This window comes from Mesorhizobium sp. WSM4810 (genome assembly GCF_055811235.1).
The window spans coordinates 69209-81594 of sequence record NZ_JBVVQV010000013.1 but is presented as its reverse complement, the minus strand read 5'-3'; the positions used below and the strand labels follow the sequence as shown (position 1 = coordinate 81594).

Sequence of the window (12386 nt, the reverse complement as noted above, 5' to 3'; positions counted from 1 at the left end):
GTTCGAGCCCCCTCGACCGAACGAATGACGATAACGGCTCGTTCCATAGTATCTCGATGCTCGCAGACCACTCCGTTTCGAAAGATTCTGTTGCCCTTCGGCGCGCCGCAGGGCGTCATTGAAAAGCCAGACTAAAGCGGCGAATTGTTTTTGCGAGGAGAAGCGCAATAATCGGTAACGGGCGCCGTGGTGCAGCCTTAGCTCGAAACCAGCGGATATTGGCGCGATGTGAGATAGGTAAGGCACACGATAATGACCAACCGCATTTCTCGCCGGGATCTGGCGCTGGCCGCATGCGCCGCCCTTGTGCTGACGGCATCCGGTCGCTCAGGACGGGATGCTCGCGCCGCCGGCCCGGCGCAAGGCTCGCAGCCGGAAGCTGACTCCTGGCGTCCTGGTCTGTTCCCGGAAATGATTGTGAAATCCTGGTATCAGGAGGATCTGGCCGAAGGCGAAATCTCCTCGTGGCAATCCGGCGGCGTGAAGCCGGTGGCTGCGGTGCAAGCCGAGCCCTCCCTGCGCCCAACAAAGCTTCCGAATGACGGCGGCGTCCTCTTCAAGAAGGGCACGAAACAGGCGTTGACCTGGCCAGTCGATAAGGATGCCCCCTATCTCCACCGGTGGTGGCTCGTGATCGCCCGGTGCCATTCGGTGAACAACACCGGTGCGGATAACGTTTCCGTTCTTTGCGTCAATGGCGCGGAGGGCGGCCCGGTGCATCGCCAGCCCCAGGTCTGTTTCAAGCCCCCGGCCGGCAGATTCGTTTCGCGGCTCCATGACGGCAAGCTCAAGAGCGAGGAAGGACAGTACTCGACCGACTTTAACGACTGGAATGTCATGGTCGGGTACCGCCGCGGATTCGTGATGCAGGCTGTGGTGAATGGGGTCAAGACGGCCGGCCAGGCGATCCATGCATTGAAACCCAACCTGATGAAATCGCAGAGCTTCATGGGCGATGTGAACAAGCCGATGAGGGCCGATGTCGCGATCGATTGCGTCATCATCGGGCAAAGCGAACTCAATGATGCGCAGATCGACAAGCTCGTGGGTTGGGCCATGTGGCGCGCCGGCAGGCAAGCCGACCTGCCAGACGATCATCCCTATAGAAAGAGACCGCCTTCGGCGGTGGATGCCAGCGACAATCCCGCGCGCTATGCCTTCGATTCGCAGGCTTGGGCAAGTTGGGCGGCGGTTGATACAAGGACGAACCAAGCCCATCGCGGTCAGGCGGCGCCCAATATCAGCGGCTATACGACGGTGTTCTTCGACGATTTCGAGACCAACACCATTGTCGACGATCTGACAGGCTCACAGAGCAGCGGCTGGTTCGCGCCGACGCATCTCACCAATATCGGCGGGGATGCGAAGGCACAGCGGATTTCCGGGACGCCGTCTTCATACATTCACGATGCCGAGAGCCACACGCTGTCGCTCCGTCTCGTCCACAACAAGGTTTGGAGGACCGGAGCGTTTTCTTCGGTCAACAACAACGGCCAAGGTCGGTGGTGGGGAAAAGGAATATTCGAGATCCGCGCCAAGTTCCCCAAGCTTTCCGCGCCGCGCCCGGACTTCTTTCCTGCCTTCTGGGCCTATGGCAAGGAGCACCTGTTTTGGCGGACGCGGAATCGTCTGGAAACTGACTTTTGGGAATATGGGGGGACGGACGGAACGTGGATCAATATCAGCCAGCATGTGCATAAGCCGGCGCTTGCCTATCTCGATCCCCAAATCGCCGCCGCTGACGTGCGCAGGAAGATCGCCGGCTACCCGATCGACCAGTCAAACGGCTTCCCCAACGCGATAGACATATATGACGGCGAGTTTCATACGTGGTACGCCCAGATCGAAGATAATTACACATACTTCGTGATTGATGGCTATGAAGTGGCACGTTGCCCGACGACGCCGGAGCTTGCCGCGCAAAAATACATCATGGTCGATTTGGGCATTCGATCCGGCAGGGGCGGAGTCTTGCCGGATCCATCCGAAACTTACGACATGGCCATAGACTATATTCGGGTCCGCCAGAAGGAGTCGGACCTTGCGGAGGTGCCTGCAGGCTTCGCGCGATTGCCAGAGCTTTCCAGTTCTGCCTCAATCGGAAGCACGCTGAGCGTACAGCCGAATGTGCCAGCGTCGCATCTGGAGTACCTTTGGTATCGTGACGGAGTTCCCATCATCGGCGAAACTGCTGCAACATACAAGCTCAATGCAAGGGATGCTGGGCACAGGATCCGATGCCAAGTGCGTGCGCTCTCTTTGCTTGATCAGCCGGAAGCCTGGACAGCCGAAGCGGACGTCGTAGAGAGGTAATCGTGCAATGAGCTTTCGCGGCTTGAATATGGCATTATCTGCCCGTGCAAAAAGGACAGGCGGCAGGGTCTCCTCTTAGTTCCTTTTCGCCCCGGGAGAAACATATGAGTCCGTCCGCCTATGACCGCTTGACGGTGAATAGCCCCAACCCGGCTGCACGGTTTGCGCAGAGAAGCCGGCATGAAGGGGGTATCCGACTTGTGAATCAACATCTCTCTCCAAGCAGCGCTATCCTCGACTACGGATCCAACAATGGCGACTTTCTTAACACGCTGGCCGGCGGGGGCTGGACAGGACCGCTTTACGGCTATGATCCCTATGTGACGCCAAAAGCCCCATTGTTCACGCCGGTAGGGAGCCTGGGAGAGATACCTGATGAGGTACTAGACGCGGTGCTGGCCTTTGAAACCCTCGAGCATGTCGACGACCACGTATTAGAGGAGTTCATCTCGTTCTGTGAGCGCTCTCTGCGGGTTGGTGGCGTTCTGATCATCTCCGTGCCCATCATGGTGGGGCCTATTCTCTTGCTCAAGTACCCCAACGCAGTTTTTATAAACAAATCGCGATGGCGATACAGCGCCTGGGAGCTATTCCGTGCGGCAATTCTCTGGCAACAGGTCCCACGGAGCAAGTCCGGCGCCTATCTCGATCACAAGGGGTTTGACTACAGGGTGCTTCGACAGAGACTCGCCTGCCGCTTCGCCCCGATCTCGATCGGATATTCTCCATTTCCGGTCTTGGGCCCGGCCCTAAACTCTCAGGCTTTTATGTGCTTCCGGGCGATGAGCACGAGCGATCGTATCTGAGGTGAGATTGGAACCACAGCCACGGATATGTCCCTTGCTTTTCTCCAATGGTTTGTGCGGACTGAATGGAGTCCACTGAGTCCTGCGCGGACCCATCCCTCGATGTCCCGCCAAAATTCAGCGCATTGCCGGTCTTCTCGGGCGAGGCTTCACCAATCCAAGAGCTGACTGTCGTATCGAACGTGATTGCGTCGCAAATAGAGTGTCTATGGTATCGTGACGGCGTTCCGATCGTGGACGAAACCGGCACAAGCTATGAGCTCAGTTCGCGGGATACCGGGCATAAGATTCGCTGCCATGTTCGCGCGGTCTCTGTGCTCAACCAGCCAGAAGCCTGGACACCGGAGAGCGAGACCGTCGGCTAGGCCGCATCGACCGCACGCCGTCGGGATGCGGCACCACTCTCGTCGGACTGCTGATGAGTTCTGCCACCAGTAAGCCTCCCCGCAGCCGAGGAGGGTGAGCTTTCCCAACAGGCGGAAACCTCTTCGATATGCGATTGCCACAGCGGGCGGAACGATGGGGTCGTCGGCTGGAGCAGGGTGAAGTGTTTCTCCGCGGCTGGCATTGATACATCCAACAAGTTCTGTATCCGGGAAAGAGAACATGCTAAAAGAATATCTCGCCGCGAGGGGGCTGTGATGCGTTATCTCCTCACATTCGCGATACTGAGCCTCTTCCTGCCAATCAGGCTCGAGACGGGTCTTGTATTGCTGCGTCCGTTCGAGGTGATCGTATTGCTGGCGCTCATCATTGGCCTGGCGACGGGGCGTTGGCGAAATTTGGCTTTTTCAGCCGGTTTTCTACTGCTCCTGCCCTTCTTGGGCTGGCACATGGTCTCGGCCTTCAGCGTGGACGCAGAGAACGGCCTGCGCGAGCTGTTGCAGATGTCCACCGTGGGCGCCTTTGCGTTCGCCATCGCACAGGAGGCTAGATGGCTCGAGACGCAGAAGGCCGTCAACATCTTGCTTTTCGGCATGGTGCTGATTCTCGCCTATACGATCAACTGGCATGTGGCTCATGGCTACTCGGTCGGCTGGAAGCACTTGGCCGACCCAAGGCTCGTATTCACCTTCCTTCCAATTGCGCTCGCGGGGCTCCTCCTCTTCGCCAAACGGGGCAAGCGGCGCGCCCTTTGGTTTGCATGGGCAGGGATACTTCCTTTGCTCCTGCTATCCGGGGAACGCAAGGCGTTTTTGATCTATCTCTTTCTGACCGCTGCGCTTCTGATGCGCGGACGGGTCGCTGCAATGGTACCAGCGATCGCCGCCGGCTTCGTGGGTCTTTTCATGTTATCGATCATGGTAGACAACGCCTATGTCGAAAAGCAATTGCAGACCATCGTCAATCCGTTGAGCATGGGGCAACACGAACATTTGGCCGCGACGGGGAAATATGCCCCTGGTGACACGCCGAGCAATGTCCAGCGCGCGTTTGCCTTCACTCTGTCGAAACAGCTTATCTCCGAACATCCATTAGTGGGCGTGGGCACGAACAAATTCAAGAATATTATCGATACGGAGTTCAGCGGACTTCCTGGCGAGTTGCGGCTGGGGATACATGGCGAGTTTCAACGCATCTTCACCGAGAACGGCATCATTGGGCTCAGCCTCTATGTTCTCATATGGCTCGCTGCATGGTTTCGATTAAGCCGTGCCCTAAGCTGGGCACTTTTCCACGGATTGATCGGAGCGGCCCAGGCACGGCTTCTGCCCCTCGTGCTTCTTGTTCCCTGCGCCCTTTACGTTGGAACGGAAGCCTCCGGCACACGAGCATTCGTCACGTTGAGTCTTGTCTCGCTCCTGCCGGAATTGACCCGGCACGGGCTTTGGCTATCATTGCACAGGGCGCGGAGGAGCCACCCCAGGGGCATGAGACATCCTCGATTTCTCGCGAGCCCCTTGCCAGGAAACACGAGATGAGTGTTTCGGTTATCATGACATGCCACAATGAAGAACGCTTCATCGCGCAGGCAGTGGAAAGCGTGATCAATCAGACCGCGTCGAGCCACATCAAAGAGATCATCATTGTCAATGATGGCTCGACGGACGGCTCGACGGAATTGATTGCGTCGCTGGCCGATCGGGAGCCGCGCGTACATGTCCTGACGACGGCGGGTATCGGGCTTTCATCGGCGAGGAATCTTGCCATCAGACATGCTGCCGGCGATCTTATTGCAATTCTCGACGGCGATGACTTCTGGGCCGAGGACAAGCTTGAGCGTCAATTAGCCGTCTTGGGCAATGGCTGCAAGGCAGGTCTTGTCTACGGCGATTTTGTCGATTTTTCCGCTCCGGATCTGTCCGATGCTCTACACGTCGCCGTGCGCCGCTATCGCGCGGACCAACGCGATACGCTGCCGACATATTTTCTGCTTGATGGGCCGATTGTTCCTTCCAATATGGTTATGCGGCGGGAGATGGTCGAAGATATCGGGGTATTCAACGAGGCGTTCAGGGCTGGAGAGGATACAGAGTTTTGTATGCGCGCAGCCGAGCGTTGGACATTTCAACATGTGGCCGGAGCACTCGTCTATAAACGGCGCCATGGCTCGAACATAACCCGCAGACTCGACGCGCTTCTGCCGGTAGGCGAAGGCCTCACGCGAGAATGGGCCATGGGACGGCCGGAACTTGCGCACCTCGCGCGTCGGCGCAACGCGCGTCTGTACGCAAAGGCGGGCAATGATTGCGTGGCTCAAGGCGAAATGAAACGTGGAGCGCGCTTGCTCATTCGCGCGATGTGGCACGATCCATTGTCATGGCGGGTGTACGTTTACTTTTTTCTTTGCGCCCTGCCGAGGGGCATGGATCCGCAGGTGCGCCGTGCAGCCAAGCTATTGTTCTACCGCGCCTTGCGCAAAGACTTTGCTGACGGCTCTTAATGATGCTGGCGGAATGGCGAGAGTTCGAGCATCTCATGCGGCAGCCCTGGAATCTTTCCGTAGCGATTATTCTGTACCGCGACACAGGACCATAACGGAGGCGAAATCAGAGCTCTCCGCGGTCGCCAAGTCGCTCTTAACGCGGGTAAGAACTTGAAAGGTCTCCAGACCCCACCACTGAGCCCTCACCACAAGCGCAGGAGAATTCCACACAAGATCGGGCCGTTAGTTGCGACAGTAAATACGAGGTGCAAGAGAATCGGAGCGCTTCACTATCACATGCGAATTCTTTACTTCATCAACGGATTCGATCCCGGTGGCGCCGAGCATGGGCTGCTGACCTTGCTGCAAGCAGGATTTTTCAGCGGCCACGAGCTGAAGATTCTAGCCTGTTGCCGTGGTCGCGAGGCTCTTGCCGATGAAATCGCCGCAAATATCGGAGAGCACAATCTTATCCTGACGTCGCAGAGCGAAGTGCCTTCCTTGCGCACCTTCGTGAGCACGTTCTTTGTAATGTTGCGCCTCATCCGGGAGTGGCGGCCGGATATGGTTGTGTTGTCGCTCAAGCAGGCCAATCTCCTGGGACGGCTAGTTGCGATGTTCGCTCCTCGGCTTCGCTGCGTTTCATTCGAGCACATCGCCCGTTACCGCTCCCGGCGTGCCGAAGGCGTTTATGGCCCTGTGCTCAAGGCGCTGTCCTGGCGTGTCGACGAAATCTGGGGTGATTGCGAAAATACGCTGCAGGAGACGCAAGCATACTTCCTGCCCCGCAGGCGCCGGTCGCATGTGGTGCCTCTGTTTCGTGCCGATGAGGCTTCCTCCCGCAAGCGCGACTACGCGCTTCACACACCCTTGCGCCTTGCTGCAGCCGGACGCCTTATGGCGCGAAAGAATTTTGACCGCCTGATTGAGGCCATCCGAATGCTCCAAGACCGCGGCGTTTCGGTGAGCCTCGATCTTTACGGCGACGGGCCGGAACGGCAGGCGCTTTCGCGCAAGGCGGATGAGCTCGGCATTCGAGATCGCGTGCATTTCCATGGATATGTCGCACGCTGGTTCGAGCTGGCCTGTGATCGTGACATGTTCATCAATCTGTCCGATACGGAAGGGTTCTGCATCGTCGTCGCCGAGGCGATGCTTGCCGGGCTTCCGGTGATCGCGACCGACGTCGGCGGTATTCGGGATTACGGGAAGCATGCACAGAACATGCTGAAGCTTACTGTGCCCTCAGCGGAGATGGCGGTGACCCAAGTGTTATTGCTCGCGGGCGATGAAACGCTCCGCAGAGAGATCGGAATACAGGCACGACACGATATGCTGGAGGCCTATTCGCAGGATGCTTTGCGTGTCCGCGCTACGGCGGTGTTGGGTGGCGGAATGTAAGGACCGGCAAAGCACTGGCGACCAGGCTAGCCGGGCCAATCGTGAATTCTGACTGCTCGGCATCCCACCTGTCCGACATGGTTCTCGACCTGGATGCCAGCGTGCGGCCCACCGGCTGGAGGAAGCGACGATGTATCGCCGGTCCTTCCCGACGAACACCATCTCCTGCGTCTCGCGCGGATAGGCCCGGACGGAGTTTGTTCGCCAAAGCCCTCCTTGGGCTATCTGCTCAAGACAAAACAATGACTGCTCCACAACTAGGCCTGGTAATACTGATGATAACGTTCACTGTAAAATTCGGCGCTGCCGAACTTTTGGTACCGCTTGATTCCTTTGATATCGACCTTGTTGAGCAGAACGCCGATGCATTTATCCGCCAGGATCGGGTTGTTGTCGAGAATTTCGCGCACGAATGTACGAGCGGTCACACCCCATTCAACAACCAGAACAAGGCCGTCGAGGTACTGGACAAAGGACCTCACGTCCGCGACTGGAGCCAACGGGGGCAAATCAACGACGACGTAATTGAACATAGGGCCCACCTTGAGCAGAAAGTCGCCCATTTTCTCGATAGGCTGCACGGTGTCTGCGGGTTTTTGTTGGCTCTGGTTCACGCCGGGCAGGAACCTCAATGGCAATGACTGATGGGCCAGCAAATCTCTCGGATTGAGTTCTCCAGCCAACAAGTTGGCCAGGCCTCGTTCCCAGCCGTTGGCTAACATAGGGGACAAGCCCGGATTGTGGATATCGGCATCGATCAACAACGTCTTACAACGCTGCATAGCAAGAACCAGCGCTAAATTAGCAGCGACCAGCGACTTCCCTTCTCCCGGAAGGCAAGAAACGATGCCGAGCGCCTTGGTGCTCTTCCTTGGTAACTCGACATCAACAGCGACTTTCACAGTTCGCATCGCTTCAGCGAATTCCGAGCGCGGATGTTGCTCTACCCAGTTGAAAGCGCTGTTCTCCACCTCGATGAATGACGGCTCTCCGGCCGCACGATCGTGCGTGTCTCGGCGAATTGGCTTCCCGTCCAGCAAAGGGATCATTCCGAGCGTCTCAAGTCCGAGCTCATCGCGCACTTGAGCCGTCGTGCGGAAAAAGCGCTCCCGGTACTCCCGAACTCCGCCCACACCGGCGCCAACCATGCCGCCGAGCACGACGCAGAACGCCAACGTAAGACTGCTGTTTGGAGAACTCGGTCTGCCGGGGTAGGGTGCCTCCGAGATAGTCCGCGCCTCCGTCAACGCCATCGAAAGGTTCTGCAGGCTCGCTTGGTACTGCTGCAGGACCTGTTCATATTGCGACTTGAGAGAGGACGCCTCAAGTTCGAGCTGGCGCAAGGTAACCAGCGTTTCCTTGGTCAGCGTATTGTCTGTTCGGAACCTGTGGATTGCGAGTTCGGCATCGACCGATCGCTTTCGCACCGTCTCGACCTCTTCCGCCAGCGCGCTGCGAGCTCGGATAATCGACTCGTCTTTGGCTCCGACTTGGTCAGAAATATAGATTTCTGCATACTTACTGGCTATTTTTTGCGCCATTTCGGCGCTAGGCGACCGAAATTGGACTTCCAGAATGTAAGAAAGCCCTACACGAGCTACCGTTATATTCTCAGCCAGAATGCCAAATGCCTGCCATCGAGGATCGGATCCTCGCGCGGCACTCGATTTCACCGGCGCTCCGCTTGCTTCGGAACTGCCGATGAATGGCCACCCAGCGACCGATCCTGTGAGACTGTTGAGCAATGAATATGGCGCCGACAAGAAAGAGCGATCGGTAGCAAGACCGAGGCTGTCAACAACCTTTAGCCCGATGCGGTCGGAACGCAACAATTCGACCTGACTCAGCATCATCGGGTCAAGCTGTGCGGAGCTTCCGCTCTCTGTTAACTGCGTTACGATGGATGGCTGGTTCTTGTCGATCAGGATTCTGGCCGTCGACTGGTACAAGGGCACCTCGGCCCAAAGATACGCCAGCCCCAGCACAAGACCTGCGAGCGCGCATATAAGGACGAACCTCGACTGCCGTCGCGCTGCCGCCACGAGTGTTTCGAGATCAATCGTTCCCCACTGAGGATCGCCGAATTTGAAGGCAGAATCCGGGTGCTTTTCAACTTCGCGGAGCATAAGCCTTCAAACCCGTGGGATGAGACTGGCAGCGCATTGGTAATGACAAACACCCTACCACATTATCTGCCTAAATGTCTGCAAATTCAGTATCGACGCCCGCGGAGCACAGGCGCACCGCTCGGGGCGGGCATCAGCCCGCTCTTCGCCAAGGCGCAACTCCTAACCTCGATACAAACGAAACCTCACGCGGCCCATCTCCGACTGCCGCAATTCCGCTGCATGTCGTAAGCTCCAATTGAAAGAAGAAATTGAGTCGTATTGCCAAATGTCAAAACATCTGAGCAAGAGATCCCGGGCTCCGGTTGAGCCTGTCCCGCGGGAAACAGGGAGGTCGATTGGAATGGCTCGTCGATCACAGACGCGCGATAACGATCACCGCAAGGGTCCTGCGCGCGTCTGGCGTGTCGCGGAAAGCCTCTCCGATGCCAGAATAAGACAGGCTGCAGTCTCATTTTGTTTCGTGGTGTGGGGTGTCATCTTGCTGATCGTCCTGCTCTAGCAGCCAGAGCCTATAAAGGCGGAGAGTGGCCCGCCTCACTAAGTGGCTCGGCATTTGCTCCCTTTCGGCCTCATCGCGCGATGTGTGACTTCGGAGTCACCGATTCTTTGGAGACCGAGCGCCACACTAGCAGCATGACAGCAACAAAGTACCCAATCTGTATCAAGATCCCACAAATTAACGTTTGGACAAACGTGCCCCAGACGGAGCCGGTGAGCAAATATATACTGATGGCGAATGCCAACAATACTATGATAAAGGCTCGCAAAAAAAGCAAAAAGGACATCGCCGTCCCACTAGCAGCCGCTGACGTGACGCGCTCCTTGGCTATCCAGGCCTCAGCGCGTTAACCATCATAACATATCGGAACGGGTCAGAGCGACCGATATATTAGAATATGCGAATAAATACGCCCAACCTGTGCCAGGAGGCTTGCTTCCAGGCGGGACCGGCCATGCCATGCGATGTGGATTTAGGCAGAGGCTGAATCGAGTTGTGTGCGTCAAGTTGAGCAAAATGGGATGGCTTCGACGTTGGTGTGTCCGCCGCGCAGCTTCAGTGTTTAGCGGAGCGGCGGACATGGCGGCCCCGCCTCAGACGGGCCAATGCCGCTCAGGCCACCAGGAAGACGAACGCGACTGCCATCAGCAGGTAGCGCGACCGGCCGCTCGCTGGCCGGCGGTGTCGCTTCCGATCGGCGATACGATGGTGACGTCAGCCATAGCGTTTGCGGCTCCGCGACTGCACCAGATTGACGACCAGGAGCATGGCGAACGATAGCAAAACCATGATCGCCGCGATCGCGGTGGCCGCCGGATAGTTGTATTCTTCCAGCTGGATGACGATCAGAGTGGCGCGATCTCGGAACATGGTCTGCCTTGTTGCCGTTGTTCAGAGCGTAAATTCGCCTCAAAGGAATGGCGTTGTGAGAAAGGTCTGCGTCGATGTCATGCTCGAGCATTGCGGGGTGATCGCGAATGTTGAATAGATCGGTGCGCTGGATGCGTGCAGGCAGCTGCGCTGCGCTCGCATGCATGTTTTTGTTGTTCGCATATGCGAATCTGTCGAATGGCCTTGCCCTAGCAGAGGAGTACAATGTCGGCGATTACCGTCTGCAGACTGGCGACGTGATCGGCTTCGCTGTCATAGGCTATCCCGAGATGCAAAAGAGAGCTGTGATCGACCAAAGCGGTGTAATTGTGTTGCCGGTCCTCGGCCCCCTAAACGTTCTCGGGAAGACAATAGAGGATGTTCGCAAGGAGGTAATTGAGGTTTTAAAACCAAAATCTCTTCCGCAACGATCCGCCGACGGCACTGAGACTTGGACTGGGTTTTACCCGGATCAGATTGTAGTTGATATTGAGGAATACCGACCCGTCTATATTGACGGGGACATTGCCTCTCCTGGGATTCAGCCCTTCAGACCAGGAATGACTGTCCGACAAGCTGTGGCGGCTGGCGGCGGCTACCAGCTCGGTCGCGGTGAGCTTCAAAACCCTGAAATGACAGCAGCGGACCTTGGCGGCCGCCTCCACATTCTGCGCATCAAGTACCAGGAAAGCGAAATCAAAGCTGCTCGCATAGAGGCGCAGCTGAGCGGCGCCAGAGTGATTGAGGTCCCGGACGCAGAAGGTGACCCGAGCCTCGAACCTCGTCGCGACGAAGCTTTGCAGCAGGAGGGGAAGCATCTTGAAGCTGTCTATGCGGATCAGGAGAAGGAGCGCGCTTCGATTAAGTTGGCCGCAACCAAGGCGGCGGAACGAATGGGCTATCTGAAGGACCAGCAGAAGGCGGATCAAGCGGGCGCAGCCGCAGATGCGGCGGAACTTGTTCGCCTCAAGAAGCTCTTCGAAAAAGGTCTGATCCAGATCACTAGCGTCAACAATGCTCAACGCGCAGTGCTCTTGTCAGCGACCCGCGCTTTGCAAACCAACGCTGAGATCGCTCAACTTGAACGCGACCAAGGGGATTTGCAGCGCAGTCTTGACAAGTTTATCGACCAGGGTCGAATCGACCTGTTGGCTAATTTGCAGACTGAACGCGCGGCGATGACGCAAGTGCGCGCTGAGATCGATTCCCTGACCAAACAAATCGCCTACGTGATGCAGATGCGCAGCGACCTTGTAGGCGAAGGGGACCGCATTACGATCGGTGTAACCCGCTCCACTGACGGACGGGCAGCGACGACCGAGGCGACTGAAGATACTCTGCTTTCTCCGGGTGACACCATCACAATTACGCTGAAGGTCCCACTAGGAGCGGCGGTCGCGAATTAAACAATTAAATATTGTATAGGGGCGGCGCGTAATTGCACGTGTCCTATGGAAATGTGGTCAGGGCCAAATCGTTCTGGTGGCCGCTCAGGTTCCGGG

Annotated in this window: 8 protein-coding genes and 1 pseudogene; 6 read left to right on the top strand and 3 right to left on the bottom strand. The window is 57.2% G+C overall.

The features are described 5' to 3' along the window. The first annotated feature begins 252 nt into the window (after window positions 1-252). From AC0L3O_RS19545 to AC0L3O_RS19525, 5 genes are all read left to right on the top strand, one after another. Complete coding sequence (locus AC0L3O_RS19545; protein WP_287175310.1) at window positions 253-2313, top strand: hypothetical protein; 2061 nt, start codon at window positions 253-255, stop codon at window positions 2311-2313. Window positions 2314-2417: 104 nt separating this feature from the next. Further along, window positions 2418-3119, top strand: a complete 702-nt coding sequence (locus tag AC0L3O_RS19540; RefSeq protein WP_287175312.1) for a class I SAM-dependent methyltransferase — start codon at window positions 2418-2420, stop codon at window positions 3117-3119. 641 nt (window positions 3120-3760) lie between these two features. Continuing rightward, window positions 3761-5041: an O-antigen ligase family protein gene (locus AC0L3O_RS19535; protein ID WP_287175314.1), complete on the top strand. Its 1281-nt coding sequence runs from the start codon at window positions 3761-3763 to the stop codon at window positions 5039-5041. Next, window positions 5038-6003 carry a glycosyltransferase family 2 protein gene (locus AC0L3O_RS19530; RefSeq protein WP_287175316.1) on the top strand — a complete coding sequence of 322 codons (966 nt, stop codon included), beginning with the start codon at window positions 5038-5040 and terminating at the stop codon, window positions 6001-6003. The genes AC0L3O_RS19535 and AC0L3O_RS19530 overlap by 4 nt, the downstream gene beginning before the upstream one ends. Before the next feature lie 279 nt (window positions 6004-6282). Beyond that, on the top strand, window positions 6283-7386 hold the full coding sequence (locus AC0L3O_RS19525) for a glycosyltransferase (protein ID WP_473616332.1): 1104 nt from the start codon (window positions 6283-6285) through the stop codon (window positions 7384-7386). A 257-nt stretch (window positions 7387-7643) separates the two neighbouring features. Here AC0L3O_RS19525 and AC0L3O_RS19520 read toward each other — a convergent pair whose 3' ends face one another. The 3 genes and pseudogenes from AC0L3O_RS19520 to AC0L3O_RS19510 form a co-directional block, all read right to left on the bottom strand. Next, window positions 7644-9512, bottom strand: coding sequence for a Wzz/FepE/Etk N-terminal domain-containing protein (locus AC0L3O_RS19520; protein WP_287175319.1), 1869 nt, complete (start codon window positions 9510-9512; stop codon window positions 7644-7646). Window positions 9513-10084: 572 nt separating this feature from the next. Next, the gene (locus AC0L3O_RS19515) at window positions 10085-10300 is read right to left on the bottom strand and encodes an exopolysaccharide production repressor protein (protein ID WP_473533745.1); all 216 of its coding nucleotides are present in this window, start codon (window positions 10298-10300) and stop codon (window positions 10085-10087) included. Window positions 10301-10728: 428 nt separating this feature from the next. Then, window positions 10729-10880, bottom strand: a pseudogene (locus AC0L3O_RS19510) (molybdate ABC transporter permease subunit); the annotation flags it as partial. Window positions 10881-11015: 135 nt separating this feature from the next. Between AC0L3O_RS19510 and AC0L3O_RS19505 the strand changes: the two are divergent. Beyond that, entirely contained in the window at window positions 11016-12290 is a 1275-nt protein-coding gene (locus AC0L3O_RS19505; protein WP_473616331.1) for a polysaccharide biosynthesis/export family protein, read from the top strand. Window positions 12291-12386: the final 96 nt, after the last annotated feature.